Here is a 15,722-nt window from a genome sequence, read left to right on the forward strand (position 1 = left end):
CATGGTGCTTGCCCGGTTTAGAGGACTTCGTAAATGCCGGCCGCGCCCATGCCGCCGCCAATGCACATGGTCACGCAGACGCGCTTGGCGCCGCGGCGCTTGCCTTCGATCAGCGCGTGGCCCGTCAGGCGCTGGCCGGTCACACCGTAAGGGTGGCCGACGGCGATCGCGCCGCCGTTGACATTGAGTTTGTCCATGGGAATGCCCAGCTTGTCGGCGCAGTACAGCACCTGCACGGCAAAGGCTTCATTGAGTTCCCAGAGGTCGATGTCGTCGATCTTCAGGCCCAGCTTGGCCAGCACCTTGGGGATCGCGAAGACCGGACCTATGCCCATCTCGTCGGGTTCGCAGCCGGCGACCGCGAAACCGAGGAAGCGGCCCAGGGGCTGGAGGCCCTTCTTTTGCGCCACGGTTTCGCTCATGACCACCACGGCGCCGCCGCCGTCGGAGAACTGGCTGGCATTGCCGGCCGCGATCACGCCGCCGGGAATCGCCGGCTTGATGCCGCTGATGCCTTCCTTGGTCGTGCCTTCGCGTATGCCCTCGTCCTTGCTGACGGTGACCTGTTTGGTCGTCAGGCCCATGACCTTGTCGGCCACGCCGGCCGTCACGGTGATGGGCGCGATTTCGGCTTCAAACAGGCCAGCGGCCTGCGCGGCCGTGGCCTTTTGCTGGCTCAGCGCACCATATTCGTCCATGCGGTCGCGCGAAATGTTGTAGCGCTTGGCGACCTGCTCCGCCGTCTGCAGCATGTTCCAGTAGATTTCGGGCTTGTTCTTGGCCAGCCAGGCTTCCTGCAGCATGTGGGTGTTCATTTCCTGCTGCACGCAGGAGATGCTTTCTACGCCGCCGGCCACATAGATGTCGGCTTCACCGGCGATCACGCGCTGGGCCGCCAGGGCAATGGTCTGCAGGCCCGACGAGCAAAAACGGTTGACCGTCATGCCCGAGACGGTGACGGGGCAGCCGGCGCGCAGCGCGACCTGGCGCGCGATGTTGGCGCCGGTCGCGCCTTCAGGCGTGGCGCAGCCCATGATCACGTCATCGACTTCGCCGGCCTCGATGCCAGCGCGCTTGAGCGCGTGCTCGACGGCATGGCCGCCCAGGGTGGCGCCGTGTGTCATGTTGAAGGAGCCCTTCCAGCTTTTGGCCAGGGGGGTGCGTGCGGTGGAAACAATGACTGCTGAGCTCATGAAATTCTCCGGAATCTGGGTGCGTTGATCTGTGCGGTGCGCTGGGTTCAGACGGTCGGGTTGAAGGTCTTGCCTTCAGCCGCGAGTTTGGCCAGCAGGGGCGCGGGCTTCCAGAATTTGGCGTCGTCCAGCGGGTTCTGGGCGAAGCGGTTCATGCTTTGCACCACGTTGAACAGGCCCAGCTGGTCGGCGTAGAGCATGGGGCCACCGCGGTAGACCGGGAAGCCGTAGCCCATGATGTAGACCATGTCGATGTCGCTGGCCTTGGAGGCAATGCCCTCCTCCAGGATGTGCGCGGCCTCGTTGACCAGCGAGAACACCAGGCGCTGCACGATTTCCTCGTCGGAAATCTTGCGCGGCGTGATGCCCAGCGATTTGCGGTGGTCTTCAATCATCTTGACGACTTCGGCGTTCGGGATGGCGTCGCGCTTGCCGGGCACATAGTCGTACCAGCCGGCGCCGGTCTTCTGGCCGAAGCGGCCTTTTTCGCAGAGCAGGTCGGCCGTCTTGCTGTACTTCATGTCGGGTTTTTCGGTGTAGCGGCGCTTGCGTATGGCCCAGCCGATGTCGTTGCCGGCCAGGTCGCCCATGCGGAAGGGGCCCATGGCGAAGCCGAATTTCTCGATGGCCTTGTCGACCTGCTCGGGCGTGCAGCCTTCGTCAAGCAGGAAACCGCCCTGGCGGCCGTACTGCTCGATCATGCGGTTGCCGATAAAACCGTCGCACACGCCGGAGACCACGGCCGTCTTGCGGATTTTTTTGCCTACCGCCATCACGGTGGCCAGCACGTCCTTGCCGGTCTTGGCGCCGCGCACCACTTCAAGCAGCTTCATGACGTTGGCGGGGCTGAAGAAATGCATGCCCACCACGTCCTGCGGGCGTTTGGTGAAGGCCGCGATCTGGTTGACGTCCAGCGTCGAGGTGTTGGACGCCAGGATGGCGCCGGGCTTCATCACGCGGTCCAGTTCCTTGAAGACTTTTTCCTTCACGCCCATGTCCTCGAACACGGCCTCGATCACCATGTCGGCGTCTTTCAGCTCGTCGTAGCTCAGCGTGGTGCTCAGCAGGCTCATGCGCTGCTCGTACTTGTCCTGCTTGAGCTTGCCCTTTTTGACCTGGGCTTCGTAGTTCTTGCGGATGATGCCAATGCCCTTGTCCAGGGCTTCCTGCTTCATCTCCAGGATCTTGACCGGAACACCGGCATTCAGGAAGTTCATGGCGATGCCGCCGCCCATGGTGCCGGCGCCTATCACCGCAACGGAGTTGATTTCGCGCTTGGGCGTGTCTTCCGGCACGTCGGGAATCTTGGAGGCGGCGCGCTCGGCCATGAAGATGTGGCGCAGCGCGCGGCTTTCAGGCGTCCACATCAGGTTGATGAAGAACTCGCGCTCAAGCGCCATGCCTTCTTCGAATTTCCTCTTGGTGGCGGCTTCCACGGCGTCCACGCACTTGAGCGGCGCGGGGAAGTTCTTGGACATGCCCTTGACCATGTTGCGGGCGAACTGGAAGTAGGCGTCGCCGTTGGGGTGCTTGGCGCGCAGCTCGCGCACCAGCGGCAGCGGCCGGGTGTCGGAGATCGACTGCGCGAAGGCCAGGGCCTCCTGGGCCAGCGATTCGGGCGAGGCAGCGAGCTTGTCAAACAGCTTCTGGCCGGGGATTTGCGCGAGCAACTCGCTCTTGACGGGTTCGCCGCTGACGATCATGTTCAGGGCCGGCTCCACGCCGAGCACGCGCGGCAGGCGCTGCGTGCCGCCGGCGCCGGGCAGCAGGCCCAGCTTGACTTCGGGCAAGGCGATGTTGGTGCCGGGCGCGGCAATGCGGTAGTGGCAACCCAGGGCCAGCTCCAGGCCGCCGCCCATGCAGACGGTATGGATCGCGGCCACGACGGGCTTGGCGGAATTCTCGACGGCGCGGATCACGCTGAGCAGGTTGGGCTCGGTCAGCGCCTTGGGCGTGCCGAACTCCTTGATGTCGGCGCCGCCCGAGAAGGCCTTGCCGGCACCGGTGATCACAATGGCCTTGACAGCCGCGTCGGCATTGGCTTTTTGCAGGTTGTCGGTCAGGCTCAGGCGGGTGGCGTGGCCCAGGCCGTTGACGGGCGGGTTGCTCAGCGTGATGAGCGCGACGGGGCCGTGGACTTCGTAAAGAGTGGTCATTGCGGTGCTTCTTTCCTTGATGGGAGTTTCGGTTTTCAGTTGTCTCGGCTGGCGCTGCGGCCCTGCAAGCCCTGGTGGCGACACCAGCGGTCGCCAAAAAAGTACGACCGTTCTTTTTCTATTGTAGGGGGCGTTTGTGACGGCACAAGGCCCCAGTTGGGCGATTCAGTCTATTTTTGTCCCTGCGGCGACAGGCCCGGGACAGTCCATACCATTTTTTACACCTCAAGCCACTCTTTGCGGATGTAGGCGTCGGCCCGCAGGCTGTCGGGCGTGCCGTCAAACACGATGCTGCCGTGGCCCATGACCAGCGCGCGGTCGGAAATCGCCATGGCAATCGTCAGCTTCTGCTCGATCAGCAGCACCGAAATGCCTTTGGCCTTGAGCGTTTGCAAATACTGCCCCACGAGTTCAACGATTTTGGGCGCCAGGCCCTCGGTGGGCTCGTCGATGATGATGAGGTCGGGGTCGCCCATCAGCGTGCGGCACAAGGTCAGCATCTGCTGCTCGCCGCCCGAGAGCACGCCGGCCTCGGTGTGCTGGCGTTCGCGCAGCCGCGGGAACATCTGGTACATGTCTTCAAACGACCAGCGCGAGCCCTTGCCGGATCCCTTCTGGCCCAGCAGCAGGTTCTGGTGCACCGTGAGCTTGGGGAAGATGTCGCGGTTTTCGGGCACATAACCAATCCCCAAGTGGGCGATCTGGTAGGCCTTCTTGCCGACGATCTCCTGCTTTTTCCAGAGTATGGAGCCCTGGCAGTCGACCAGGCCCATGATGGCCTTGGCCGTGGTGGAACGGCCCGAACCGTTGCGGCCCAGCAAGGCGACGATCTGGCCGGGCTGCACGTCAAAGTGCACGCCGTGCAGCACATGGCTTTTGCCGTAGAAGGCGTGGAGGTTCTGGATATGCAGCATCAGTGGCCTCCCGCCTGGGCATCTGCAACGGAAGAGCCGAGATAAGCCTCCTGCACGCGCTGGTCGGCGCGCACGGCTTCCGGCGTGTCATAGGCAATGATTTCGCCATACACCACCACCGCGATCTTGTCGGCCAGGCCGAAGACCACGCCCATGTCGTGCTCCACCGTCAACAGGGTCTTGCCCACGGTGACTTCCTTGATCAGGCTGATGAAGCGGCTGGTCTCGGAGCGGCTCATGCCGGCCGTGGGTTCGTCCAGCAGGATAACGCTGGCGCCGCCAGCGATGGTGATGCCGATTTCCAGCGCGCGCTGCTCGGCGTAAGTCAGATTGGTGGCCAGCACATCGCGCTTTTTGTCGAGCTTGATCATGGCCATCAACTCCTCGGCGCGCTGGTTAGCGTCGTCCAGGTCGGCCAGGAAGCGCAAGAAAGTGTATTTGTAGCCCAGGCTCCAGAGCACGCCGCAGCGCAGGTTCTCGAACACGCTGAGCTTGGGGAAGATGTTGGTGATCTGGAAGCTGCGCGACAGGCCCAGCCGGTTGATCTCAAACGGCTTCTTGCCGTCAATGCGCTGGCCGTTGAGCAACACTTCGCCGCTGGTGGGCTCAAAGCGCCCGCTGATGAGGTTGAACAGCGTGGACTTGCCCGCGCCGTTGGGGCCGATGATGGCGACGCGCTCGCCGGCTTTCACCTGCAGGTTGGCGCCGCGGATGATCTCGGTCTTGCCGAAGTTTTTCCGCAAATCCTTCAGTTCAAGCGAACAGGTGATGGCACTCACAACAGCTCCCTCCGCTTGATTTCTTTTTCGATGTCATCTTGTATCTGGCCCCATTGCGTGAGGAATTGCCGGCGCGTGAGTTCAAACAGCCCCAGGCCGGTGGCCAGCACAAAGCCCGCGCCCAGCCAGCTGTTGAGGTTGGTCGCGTTGAGCCGCACGCCCATAAAGCCAAGCTCCGGGCCCAGCGCCGCGTTGAGCTGCAGGTGGTAAATCATTTCCACCATGGCGGCCGCGCCTGCCAGCGCGGTGAAGGCCGTCACGGCCAGGCCCAGGTAAGCGACCCACAACTCCCTGAGCTTGCCGAAGGCGGCCACGCGCAGGTTCATCATGATCAGGCTGGCGATGCCGCCGGGCGCATACATCACCATGAACAGGAAGATCAGGCCCACATACAGCAGCCAGGCCATGGACAGCTCGGACAGCAGGATCAGTGCCACCACCAGCAGGCCCGCGCCGATGATGGGGCCGAAGAAAAAGGTCGCCCCGCCCAGGAAGGTGAACAGCAGCAGGCTGCCCGAGCGCACGCCGCTCACGACCTCGGCCGTGACGATTTCCGAATTGATGGCCGCCAGACCGCCGCCTATGCCGGCGAAGAAGCCGGCGATGATGAAGGCGTAGTAGCGCACGCGCTGGGTGTTGTAGCCGATGAACTCCACGCGCTCGGGGTTGTCGCGCACGGCGTTCAGGATGCGGCCCAGCGGCGTGCGCGTGAAGGCGAACATCGCGGCGGTGCAGACAAAGCAGTAAAACGCGATCAGGTAATAGACCTGGATCTGCGGGCCGAAACTGATGCCGAACACCGGCTTGCCGTAGGCCCGGTTGGTGGTGATGCCGCCCTCCCCGCCGAAGAACTCGGGGAACATCAGCGACATGGCAAATACCAGCTCGCCCACGCCCAGCGTGATCATGGCAAAGGTGGTGCCGGCCTTTTTGGTGGTGACGTAGCCGAACAGCGCCGCGAAGAACAGGCCCGACAGGCCGCCCACCAGCGGGATCAGCGACAGCGGGATGTAGAACGTGCCTTTGCCGGCCAGGTTCATCGCATGCACGGCCAGGAAGGAGCCCAGCCCGGCATAGACCGCATGGCCGAAACTGAGCATGCCGCCCTGCCCCAGCAGGATGTTGTAGCTCAGGCAGATGATGACCAGGTAGCCGGCCTGCGACAGCATGGTCAGCGCCAGGCTGCTCTTGAACATCAGCGGCGCGGCGATCAGCAGCAGTGCGTACAGTGTCCACAGCAGCCAGCGGCCGACGTTATAGGGTTTGAATTGGTAGTACGGGGTGGACATGTTCTGTTGCCTTACCCTTCCCGCGTACCGAGCAGGCCCTTGGGCCTGAAGATCAGGATCAGCACCAGGAACAGGAACGGCAGTATCGGCGCCACCTGCGAGATCGTGAGCTTGAGCAGCGGGTAGCCGAAGGTCTCGGGTGTCACCCGGTAGTTAAAGTGGGCCAGCAAGGTCATCAGCGACTGGTCCAGGGCCACCGCGAAGGTCTGTATCAGGCCTATCAGCAGGGACGCCAGGAAGGCGCCGCTCAGCGAGCCCATGCCGCCCACCACCACGACCACAAAGATGATGGCGCCCACCGAGCCGGCCATGGCGGGCTCGGTGATGAAGGTGTTGCCGCCTATGACGCCGGCCAGGCCCGCGAGCGCCGCACCGCCGCCGAAGACCAGCATGAAGACACGCGGCACGTTGTGGCCCAGGGCTTCCACCGTTTCAGGATGGGTCAGCGCGGCCTGGATCACCAGGCCTATGCGGGTGCGCGTGAGCAGCAGCCAGATGCCGGCCAGCATGGCCAGTGAGATGAACATGATGAAGGCGCGCGATTTCGGGAAGTTGGTGCCGAACACCGTGAACAGCGGGCCCTGCAGGCCTTCGGGCAGCACGTAGTTGACGGCCGAGCGGCCCCACACCAGCTGCACCAGCTCCAGCAGCAGGTAGGACAGCCCGAAGGTGACCAGCAACTCGGGCACATGGCCGAACTTGTGCACCTTGCGCAGGCAAAAGCGCTCGAAAGCCGCGCCCATGGCAAACACCAGCAGCGGCGCCACCAGCAGCGACCACCAAAAGCCGATCACCTGCGAGGTGCTGTAGGCGATATAGGCGCCGACCATGTAGAAGGACGCGTGCGCGAAATTGAGCACGCCCATCATGCTGAAGATCAGCGTCAGGCCGGAACTGAGCATGAACAGCAGCAAGCCGTAGCTGAGGCCGTTGAGCATCGCGATGGTGAAGGATTCCAGATTCATCGATAAGCGCCTGTTGCAGTAAAAGCCGGATGAAAAAAAGGCCCGAACTCGGATCGGGCCTGGGTCCGTCAGCGGGACACCGGTGTCATCCCGGGCGCTTCATCTGGCACGAGGTGGGCGTGCTGGCCACGTAAGGCTCATAGTATTTGACCGGCACAAAGGTGTAGCCCGTGTTCTCGGCATCGTAGGGGTATTTGCCGCCGGCTTTTTCCCATTTGTCGATGTAAAGGCCCTGCTGCAGCTGGTGGTCGGTCTTGCGCATCTCGACGTCGCCGTTAAAGCTCTTGAAGCGCAGGCCTTCCATGGCCTTGGCCACCACGGCCGGCTCGGTCGACTTGGTCTGCGCCATGGCTTCGGTCAGGATGGTGAAGGCGTGGAAGATCGCGCCGGTGTAGAAGTCGTCGCTGAACTTCTTTTTGTACTCGGCCTGGATCTGCTGGATCTCGCCGCCCATGTTGAGGTGGTTGTAGGCCACCATGTAGACGCGCCCCGCCGAGCCCGCGCCCAGTGCGGTCGGCGTGCCGGTGACGCCGGCGTAATAGGTGTAGAACTTGACGTTGTTCAGGCCCGCCTCGTTGGCGGCTTTGACCAGCAGCGAAAGGTCGGAGCCCCAGTTGCCGGTGATCACGGTGTCGGCGCCGGACTGCTTGATCTTGGCGATGTAGGGCGCGAAGTCGCGCACCTGGGCCAGCGGGTGCAGGTCTTCGCCGACGATCTGGATGTCGGGGCGCTTGGATGCAAGGTTGGCCTTGGCGAACTTGGCGACCTGCTGGCCGTGCGAGTAGTTCTGGTTGATCAGGTAGACCTTCTTGATGTCCGGCTGCTCCTTCATGAAGGCGGTCAGCGCCTCCATCTTCATGGAGGTGTCGGCGTCCAGGCGGAAGTGCCAGTAGTCGCACTTGCTGTTGGTCAGGTCCGGGTCCACCGCGGCGTAGTTGAGGTAGACGACTTCCTTGCCGGGGTTGCGTTCGTTGTACTTGGACAGCGCGTCCATGATGGCCAGCGCCGGGCCGGAGCCGTTGCCCTGCACGATGTAGCGCGCGCCCTGGTCGATGGCGGACTTCAGCGCGTTGGTGGTTTCCTGCGGGCTGAGTTTGTTGTCGATGCCGATGATCTCGAACTTCACGCCGGCCTTGTTCTTTTTGCTGAACTGCTCGGCCAGGAACTGGAAGCCCTTGAGCTGGTTGGTGCCGACCGCCGCCATCAGGCCGGACAGCGGGTCCAGCCAGGCGATCTTGACGGTCTGGTTCAGGTTGACGGCGCCACCGGCGGCGGGCGCTGGGGCGGCGGCCTTGGCCGGCGCGGCGGCCTTGGCCGGTGCCTGGGCCAGCGTCATGCCGCTGTAAAACATGGCGGATACCGCCAGGGCGACGCCTGCATGCCGCGCGAAAAATCGGGTTTGGGTTGTCATCCCTTGTCTCCTGAAAATTTATGAATGTGCGAACGAAACCTGACGGGGAACCGGCAAAGGTTAGGTTAATTAATGCTGCACTGCGTCAGGGAATGCCCTAGCGGTATGTCACTAACGTGACCCCCACGCTTTTCACTGCGCCTTCGGCTCCGTGTAATACGCTGCCCCCCGGGGGGGCCGCTGCGCCTGCGGCCCGGCAAAGCCGGTTCCGCGGCCCCTGCTTGGTTTGAATCCGGGCTCCTCGAACTTTGGTTTTAGCTCTGCGGTAGCTTGTAGTCCTTGAGCATCTCGCGCAGTTTGGTCTTGAGCATCTTGCCGGTGGCGCCCAGCGGGATGGCGTCGACAAAAACCACGTCGTCGGGGATTTGCCATTTCGCGGTCTTGCCGTCGTAGAAGCGGATCAGCTCGTCGCGCGTGAGCTCCATGCCGGGCTTTTTGACGACCGCGATGATGGGGCGCTCGTCCCACTTGGGATGGGCCACGCCTATGCAGGCGGCCATGGCCACGGCCGGGTGGGCCACGGCGATGTTCTCGATGTCGATGGAGCTGATCCATTCGCCGCCCGACTTGATGACGTCCTTGCTGCGGTCGGTGATCTGCAGGTAGCCGTCGGGATCTATGGTGCCGACGTCGCCCGTGGGGAACCAGCCGTCCACCAGCGGGTCGCCGCCCTCGCCCTTGAAATACTCGCGCACGATCCACGGCCCCTTGACGTGCAGGTCGCCGAAGACCTTGCCGTCCCAGGGCAGTTCCTCGCCGTTGCCGTCGACGATCTTCATGTCGACGCCATAGATGGCACGCCCCTGCTTGAGGCGTATCTTCATTTTTTCGGCTTCCGGCAGCGCGTCGTGCTTGTTCTTGAGCGTGCACAGCGTGCCCAGCGGGCTCATCTCGGTCATGCCCCAGGCATGCAGCACCTCCACGCCGTAGTCCTCGCGGAAGGCATGGATCATGGCCGGCGGGCAGGCCGAGCCGCCTATGACGGTGCGTTTCAAGGTGGAGAACTTCAGGCCCGCGGGTTTCATGTGGCCCAGCAGCATCTGCCACACCGTGGGCACGCCGGCCGCGTAGGTGACTTTCTCGGCTTCTATCAGCTCGTAGATCGACTTGCCGTCCAGCGCCGGGCCGGGGAACACCAGTTTGGCGCCGGTGAGCGCGGCCGAGTACGGAATGCCCCAGGCGTTGACGTGGAACATGGGCACCACGGGCAGGATGGCGTCGCGCGCCGAGATGCACATCACGTCGGGCAGCGCGGCCGCATAGGCATGCAGCGTGCTGGAGCGGTGGCTGTAGAGCGCGGCCTTGGGGTTGCCGGTGGTGCCGCTGGTGTAGCACATGCTTGACGCCGTGTTCTCGTCAAAACTGGGCCAGGTGTAGTCGGCGCTTTGCGCCCCTATCCAGCTTTCATAGCTTTGCAGGTTGGGCACGCCCGAATCGGCCGGCAGCTTGTCGGCGTCGCACAGCGCGATGTAGTGTTTGATGGTCGGGCAGCGGGCATGCACCGCCTGCACCAGCGGCAAAAAGCTCAGGTCGAAGCACAGCACCTGGTCCTCGGCATGGTTGGCGATCCAGGCGATCTGGTCCGGGTGCAGGCGCGGGTTGATGGTGTGCAGCACCCGGCCCGAGCCGCTCACACCGTAATACAGCTCCAGGTGGCGGTAGCCGTTCCAGGCCAGCGTGGCGACCCGGTCGCCAAAGGCGAGTTTCAGGCCGTCCAGTGCCTTGGCGACGCGGCGCGCGCGCTGGCCCATGTCCTTGTAGCTGTAGCGATGCAGGTCGCCTTCCACGCGGCGCGAGACGATTTCGGCGTCACCGTGGTGGCGCTCCGCGAACTCGATCAAACCGGAAATCAGCAATGGCTGGCTTTGCATCAAACCTAACATCGTCGGCTTTCCTTTCCTGCCCGGTGGGCGTGTGGGTGAATCAACTGTCTGCGCGGCCATGGTACCCCCGGGGCTTGCGCGTCAGGCCCCGGGAAAGTCCCCAGCGGCGGCGCTTTGGCGACACCGCGCAGCCTACTGTCGCCGCCTGGCGGGCGGAAGGCAAAGCCTGTCGCCCGGCCGACAGGTTCTAGGTAGATACCCCGTGCCGCGGCCGGAGGACAATGACGCCCATGCCCTTTGACCTCGCCCCATTGCCGCATCGCTTCCTGGGCGGCCAGCCCTGGTTTCCCGGCCTGACGGCAGAGCACCAGGCGCGTTTGCTGGAGCACAGCTTCACGATGGACGGGCGCAAGGGCGAAGTGCTGCTGGGTGCGGGCGCGCCGGTCCAGGGCTGGTATGCGGTGCTGTCGGGTTTGGTGAAGCTGCAAAGCACCTCGCCCGAAGGCCGGGTGTCGGCCTTCCTGGGGGTACCCGACGGCGAGTGGTTTGGCGAAGGCTCGGCGCTCAAGACCGAACCGCGCCGCTACGACGTGATCGCGCTGCGCGACACCACGCTGCTGTGCCTGCCGCGCGCCGAATTCGACGAACTGCTGGCCGGCTCCCTGGACTTCAACCACTACCTGGTCGCCCACCTGAACCGGCGCCTGGCCCAGGCCATGACCATCATCGAGGCGGGCCGCCTGCGCGCGCCCGAGCAGCGTGTGGCCCTGTACCTGAGCCGGGTGTTCTGGCAGGGCCGGCGCAAACTGCTGCTGTCGCAGGAAGAACTGGGCCACCTGGCCGGCCTGTCGCGCCAGACCGTCAACCGCGTGCTGCAGACCCTGGAAGGGCTGGGCCTGGTGTCGCTGGAGTTCGGCCGCGTGGCCCTGCTCAATGAGCAGGCGCTGGCCGCTTACGCCAGCCGGCCCACGCAGGACTAGGCTTAACCCCAGCCCGGCATGGCTGCCTGGGGGATAGCACAATAAGGCCATGACCTCAGCTTCCGCGATAGACAGCCCTGCCGGCGAATTGAACCCCGCCGACACCCCCGGCCTGAACTGGGTCAACAGTTTTGCCGCCCTGGGCCCGGACTTTTATACCGAACTTCAGCCCACGCCCCTGCCATCGCCCTACTGGGTGGGCAAAAGCCGCGTATTCGCGCGCGAACTCGGCCTTGAAGACAGCTGGCTGGAATCGGCCGACACCCTGGAAGCCTTGACCGGCAACCGCCTGCTGCCGGGCTCGCGGCCCCTGGCCAGCGTCTACGGCGGCCACCAGTTCGGCGTCTGGGCCGGGCAGCTGGGCGACGGCCGCGCGCTGCTGCTGGGCGAAATAGACACACCGAACGGCCCGCAGGAAATCCAGCTCAAGGGCGCTGGCAAAACCCCGTATTCGCGCATGGGCGATGGCCGGGCCGTGCTGCGCAGCTCGATTCGCGAGTTTTTGTGCTCCGAGGCCATGCACGGCCTGGGCATCCCGACCACGCGGGCGCTGTGCGTGACGGGCTCCGACGCGCCGGTACGGCGCGAGGAAATCGAAACCGCCGCCGTCGTGACGCGCGCCGCACCCAGCTTTATCCGCTTCGGGCATTTCGAGCATTTCAGCTACAGCGGCCAGCACGCCCAGCTCAAAGCCCTGGCCGACTACGTCATAGACCGCTTCTACCCCGATTGCCGCGAGGCGCCGCAGCCCTATGCGGCCCTGCTGGAGGCCGTCAGCGCGCGCACGGCCCATCTGATGGCGGCCTGGCAGGCCGTGGGCTTTTGCCACGGCGTGATGAACACCGACAACATGAGCATCCTGGGCCTGACCATAGACTACGGCCCCTTCCAGTTCCTGGACGCCTTCGACCCCAACCACATCTGCAACCATTCGGACGCCCAGGGCCGTTATGCCTACAACCGCCAGCCGAACATGGCCTACTGGAATCTGTTCTGCCTGGGACAGGCCCTTCTGCCGCTGATAGGCGAACAGGAACTGGCGCTGGCCGCGCTGGAGCCTTACAAAACCCTGTTCCCCGACGCCCTGTACGCGCGCATGCGCGCCAAGCTGGGCCTGGCGGACGAGCAGCCGGACGACAAGGCCCTGGTGGACAACTGCTTCAGGCTGCTGGCCGGCAACAAGGTGGACTACAGCATCTTCTGGCGGCGCCTGAACGGCTTCACGCCGCAAAGCGGCCATGAGCCGGTGCGCGACCTGTTCTTCGACCGCGAATCCTTCAATGCCTGGGCGCAGGACTATTCGCAGCGGCTGGCCGGTGTGGACCAAGTGCTGCGGGCCGGCCTGATGCACAAGAGCAACCCGAAATTCGTGCTGCGCAACCACCTGGGCGAAGAAGCCATACGCGCGGCGAAACTAAAAGACTTTTCGGGTGTCGATACCTTGCTTGCCCTGCTGCAATCCCCATGTGAGGAGCATGCCGGCCATGAGAGTTTTGCCGGTTTCCCGCCCGACTGGGCCTCATCGATTGAAATTAGTTGCAGTTCGTAACATCAAAGCCACATCACAGGACCGGAATATGAGCGCCAAGATCCAGAAAACCGACGCCGAATGGAAAGCCCTGCTGGCCGAAAAAGGGGCCGAACCGGCCGCCTTTGAAGTCACCCGCCACGCCGCCACCGAACGCCCCTACACCGGCAAGTACGAAGCCGTCTGGGCCGACGGCAGCTACCACTGCATCTGCTGCGGCGCCAAGCTGTTCGACTCCGAGACCAAATTTGACGCCGGCTGCGGCTGGCCCAGCTTTTCCGAGGAAGCCGTGCCGGGCGCGATCGAGGAAATCGTGGACCGCAAGCACGGCATGGTGCGCACCGAAACGGTGTGCGCCAGTTGCGGCGCGCACCTGGGACATGTGTTTCCTGATGGGCCGACGCCAACCGGCCTGCGTTACTGCATGAATTCCGCCTCTTTGGACTTCAAACCAAAATAGCTCCCACGGTCGCTCACTTGCGTGTAGCTCCCTGCCCCCCGAGGGGGCCGCTGCGCCTGCGGCCCGGCAAAGCCGGTTCCGCGGCCCCTGCTTGGTTTGAGCCAATAACAATCTATACGGCGAGCCCGCGATAATCAGCACATGAAACTTCTTTTCGACTTTTTACCCATCGTCCTGTTTTTCGGCATGTTCAAGTACGCCGAAGGCCACAAGGACTGGGCCGCAACGACGGCCACCGACTGGCTGGGTTTTATGGTTTCGGGCGGCGTGGTGGGCCCCTCGGAGGCGCCTGTGCTGCTGGCCACCGTGGTGGTAATCATCGCCACGCTGGCGCAAATCCTCTGGCTCAAGGCGCGCGGCAAAAAAGTGGACACCATGCTGTGGGTCAGCCTGGCGCTGGTCACCGTGCTGGGCGGCGCCACGATTTATTTCCACAGCGAGAACTTCATCAAATGGAAGCCCACCGTGCTCTACTGGGTCATGGGCAGCGCGCTGCTGGTCGGCCAGCTGGTTTTCAAGAAAAACGGCATCAAGTCGCTGATGGGCGCGCAGATGGAGCTGCCGGACGCCATCTGGCGAGCCGTCAATTTCAGCTGGATAGGCTTTTTTGCCGTCATGGGCATGCTCAACCTGTGGGTGGCCTTCACCTTCTCCACCGACACCTGGGTCAATTTCAAGCTCTTCGGCGGCCTGGGCCTGATGGTGGTGTTTGTGCTGGCGCAGGCGGTTTACCTCAACAAGCACATCAAACCTGGCACCACACCATGATGGCCGGCGTTTCCAGCGCCCTGCCCGTGCGCGCCCATGACATAGAACTGCAGCTGCAGGCGCGGCTGCAGCCCACGCGGCTGGAGGTGCTGGATGAAAGCGCCGCCCATGCCGGGCATTCGGGGGCCAACGCCGAGGGCTACGGCAGCCACTTTCGCATCCGCATCGCGAGCCCGCTCTTTACCGGCCAAAGCCGGGTGGCGCGCCACCGCCTTGTGTATGATGCACTGCAAAATTTCATTGACCAGGGCCTGCACGCCCTGGCGATCGAGATCATCGAGTCACCCTGAAACCCGCGGCGCCCTCCTGACTCCGGCCGCGAAGGCCAGGCACCATCCAGACGCTAACCCAAGCATTCACCAAAGGACTGCAAGACACCATGAAGAAACAATTTGTACTGGCTACCGCCGTTGCGGGCCTGCTGGCCCTGGGCGCCCAAGGCGTCCTCGCGCAAAACCTCGCCATCGTCAACGGCAAGGCTGTTCCCAAGACCCGCCTGGACTCGCTGGCCCAGCAGGTCGCCAAGTCCGGCCGGCCTGTGACCCCGGACATGGAGGCCCAGCTGCGCGAGGAAGTGATCGCGCGCGAGGTCTTCATGCAGGAAGCCGAAAAACGGGGCCTGTCCACCAGTGAAGACGTCAAGGTGCAGATGGAACTGGCGCGCCAGACCATCCTGATCCGCGAGCTGTTCGCCGACTACCAGAAGAACAACCCGGTGACCGAAGCTGAAATGAAGGCCGAATACGACAAGTTCGCCGAAGCCAACGGCGGCAAGGAATACAAGGCGCGCCACATCCTGGTGGAAAAAGAGGCCGAAGCCAAGGACATCATCGCCAGCCTGAAAAAAGGCGGCAAGTTCGACGAGATCGCCAAGAAGAAATCCAAGGACCCCGGATCCGGCGCCAAGGGCGGCGACCTCGACTGGGCCAACCCTTCCAGCTACGTGCCTGAGTTCAGCGAAGCGCTGGGCAAGCTGGGCAAGGGCCAGACCACCGAGACCCCGGTCAAGACCCAGTTCGGCTACCACATCATTCGTGTCGACGACATCCGCACGGCGCAGCTGCCTTCGTTTGACGAAGTCAAGCCGCAGATCGCCCAGTCGATGCAGCAGCAAAAGCTGGCCGCCTTCCAGGCCGACCTGCGCAAAAAAGCCAAGGTCGAATAAGCGGCACAGCGCCGCGGGCGGCCTGCCCGCCCTGCCTTTTCTGAAAAAGCAGCCTTTGGGCTGCTTTTTTATTGGGGCTCGCTTGATGGGGGTGAACTGCCGATTGACGAAGGTGGCGCGGGCCGTTCCAATGGCTCACCTTCTTGCGCAGGCCCGATGTCCAAGCGCCTTGCTTTTTCTTCATCTTTCATCCCTCCGTCGAGGCGCATATGAATGACTCCAGTCCTCCTTCCTCCTCTCACAGTAGCAACCCTGCCCCCAGCCTTCCCCAGCCCGTGCAGGACGCCTTGC

At 63.6% G+C, this 15,722-nt stretch carries 14 protein-coding genes; 6 read left to right on the forward strand and 8 right to left on the reverse strand.

Annotated features, from left to right (window positions below; genetic code table 11):
* Positions 1 to 17: 17 nt before the first annotated feature.
* The 8 genes from AC1DUN_RS14065 to AC1DUN_RS14100 form a co-directional block, all read right to left on the reverse strand.
* On the reverse strand, positions 18 to 1,193 hold the full coding sequence (locus AC1DUN_RS14065; RefSeq protein ID WP_477714483.1) for an acetyl-CoA C-acyltransferase: 1,176 nt from the start codon (positions 1,191 to 1,193) through the stop codon (positions 18 to 20).
* 47 nt (positions 1,194 to 1,240) lie between these two features.
* Entirely contained in the window at positions 1,241 to 3,349 is a 2,109-nt protein-coding gene (locus AC1DUN_RS14070; RefSeq protein WP_477714484.1) for a 3-hydroxyacyl-CoA dehydrogenase NAD-binding domain-containing protein, read from the reverse strand.
* Positions 3,350 to 3,567: 218 nt separating this feature from the next.
* The gene (locus AC1DUN_RS14075; protein WP_074574254.1) at positions 3,568 to 4,263 is read right to left on the reverse strand and encodes an ABC transporter ATP-binding protein; all 696 of its coding nucleotides are present in this window, start codon (positions 4,261 to 4,263) and stop codon (positions 3,568 to 3,570) included.
* Complete coding sequence (locus AC1DUN_RS14080; protein ID WP_477663107.1) at positions 4,263 to 5,042, reverse strand: ABC transporter ATP-binding protein; 780 nt, start codon at positions 5,040 to 5,042, stop codon at positions 4,263 to 4,265. Before AC1DUN_RS14080 ends, AC1DUN_RS14075 begins: the two co-directional genes overlap by 1 nt.
* The gene (locus AC1DUN_RS14085) at positions 5,039 to 6,331 is read right to left on the reverse strand and encodes a branched-chain amino acid ABC transporter permease (RefSeq protein WP_477714485.1); all 1,293 of its coding nucleotides are present in this window, start codon (positions 6,329 to 6,331) and stop codon (positions 5,039 to 5,041) included. The genes AC1DUN_RS14080 and AC1DUN_RS14085 overlap by 4 nt, the downstream gene beginning before the upstream one ends.
* Before the next feature lie 11 nt (positions 6,332 to 6,342).
* Positions 6,343 to 7,296: a branched-chain amino acid ABC transporter permease gene (locus AC1DUN_RS14090; protein ID WP_477714486.1), complete on the reverse strand. Its 954-nt coding sequence runs from the start codon at positions 7,294 to 7,296 to the stop codon at positions 6,343 to 6,345.
* An 85-nt stretch (positions 7,297 to 7,381) separates the two neighbouring features.
* Complete coding sequence (locus AC1DUN_RS14095) at positions 7,382 to 8,632, reverse strand: branched-chain amino acid ABC transporter substrate-binding protein (protein WP_477714678.1); 1,251 nt, start codon at positions 8,630 to 8,632, stop codon at positions 7,382 to 7,384.
* 329 nt (positions 8,633 to 8,961) lie between these two features.
* Complete coding sequence (locus tag AC1DUN_RS14100; RefSeq protein ID WP_477714487.1) at positions 8,962 to 10,590, reverse strand: 3-(methylthio)propionyl-CoA ligase; 1,629 nt, start codon at positions 10,588 to 10,590, stop codon at positions 8,962 to 8,964.
* A 230-nt stretch (positions 10,591 to 10,820) separates the two neighbouring features.
* Between AC1DUN_RS14100 and AC1DUN_RS14105 the strand changes: the two genes are divergently transcribed.
* The 6 genes from AC1DUN_RS14105 (at position 10,821) to AC1DUN_RS14130 (ending at position 15,431) form a co-directional block, all read left to right on the forward strand.
* Entirely contained in the window at positions 10,821 to 11,510 is a 690-nt protein-coding gene (locus AC1DUN_RS14105) for a Crp/Fnr family transcriptional regulator (RefSeq protein ID WP_477714488.1), read from the forward strand.
* Positions 11,511 to 11,559: 49 nt separating this feature from the next.
* Positions 11,560 to 13,059: a protein adenylyltransferase SelO gene (locus AC1DUN_RS14110; RefSeq protein WP_477714489.1), complete on the forward strand. Its 1,500-nt coding sequence runs from the start codon at positions 11,560 to 11,562 to the stop codon at positions 13,057 to 13,059.
* Between the two features lie 28 nt (positions 13,060 to 13,087).
* Positions 13,088 to 13,498 (forward strand): peptide-methionine (R)-S-oxide reductase MsrB, encoded by a 411-nt coding sequence (msrB, locus tag AC1DUN_RS14115; RefSeq protein WP_477714490.1) that lies wholly within the window; start codon positions 13,088 to 13,090, stop codon positions 13,496 to 13,498.
* Positions 13,499 to 13,639: 141 nt separating this feature from the next.
* The gene (locus AC1DUN_RS14120) at positions 13,640 to 14,266 is read left to right on the forward strand and encodes a septation protein A (RefSeq protein ID WP_477714491.1); all 627 of its coding nucleotides are present in this window, start codon (positions 13,640 to 13,642) and stop codon (positions 14,264 to 14,266) included.
* Entirely contained in the window at positions 14,263 to 14,556 is a 294-nt protein-coding gene (locus AC1DUN_RS14125) for a BolA family protein (RefSeq protein WP_371327253.1), read from the forward strand. The genes AC1DUN_RS14120 and AC1DUN_RS14125 overlap by 4 nt, the downstream gene beginning before the upstream one ends.
* A gap of 89 nt (positions 14,557 to 14,645) precedes the next feature.
* On the forward strand, positions 14,646 to 15,431 hold the full coding sequence (locus tag AC1DUN_RS14130; RefSeq protein WP_477714492.1) for a peptidylprolyl isomerase: 786 nt from the start codon (positions 14,646 to 14,648) through the stop codon (positions 15,429 to 15,431).
* The last annotated feature ends 291 nt before the right edge of the window (positions 15,432 to 15,722 follow it).

The organism is Polaromonas sp. P4_F6, from assembly GCF_056401275.1.

Coding starts and splice junctions, on each gene's coding strand:
- AC1DUN_RS14065 (WP_477714483.1), bottom strand. CDS start 1,193: ATGAGCTCAGCAGTCATTGTTTCCACCGCACGCACCCCCCTGGCCAAA.
- AC1DUN_RS14070 (WP_477714484.1), bottom strand. CDS start 3,349: ATGACCACTCTTTACGAAGTCCACGGCCCCGTCGCGCTCATCACGCTG.
- AC1DUN_RS14075 (WP_074574254.1), bottom strand. CDS start 4,263: ATGCTGCATATCCAGAACCTCCACGCCTTCTACGGCAAAAGCCATGTG.
- AC1DUN_RS14085 (WP_477714485.1), bottom strand. CDS start 6,331: ATGTCCACCCCGTACTACCAATTCAAACCCTATAACGTCGGCCGCTGG.
- AC1DUN_RS14090 (WP_477714486.1), bottom strand. CDS start 7,296: ATGAATCTGGAATCCTTCACCATCGCGATGCTCAACGGCCTCAGCTAC.
- AC1DUN_RS14095 (WP_477714678.1), bottom strand. CDS start 8,632: ATGACGCTGGCCCAGGCACCGGCCAAGGCCGCCGCGCCGGCCAAGGCC.
- AC1DUN_RS14100 (WP_477714487.1), bottom strand. CDS start 10,590: ATGTTAGGTTTGATGCAAAGCCAGCCATTGCTGATTTCCGGTTTGATC.
- AC1DUN_RS14105 (WP_477714488.1), top strand. CDS start 10,821: ATGCCCTTTGACCTCGCCCCATTGCCGCATCGCTTCCTGGGCGGCCAG.
- AC1DUN_RS14110 (WP_477714489.1), top strand. CDS start 11,560: ATGACCTCAGCTTCCGCGATAGACAGCCCTGCCGGCGAATTGAACCCC.
- msrB (WP_477714490.1), top strand. CDS start 13,088: ATGAGCGCCAAGATCCAGAAAACCGACGCCGAATGGAAAGCCCTGCTG.
- AC1DUN_RS14120 (WP_477714491.1), top strand. CDS start 13,640: ATGAAACTTCTTTTCGACTTTTTACCCATCGTCCTGTTTTTCGGCATG.
- AC1DUN_RS14125 (WP_371327253.1), top strand. CDS start 14,263: ATGATGGCCGGCGTTTCCAGCGCCCTGCCCGTGCGCGCCCATGACATA.
- AC1DUN_RS14130 (WP_477714492.1), top strand. CDS start 14,646: ATGAAGAAACAATTTGTACTGGCTACCGCCGTTGCGGGCCTGCTGGCC.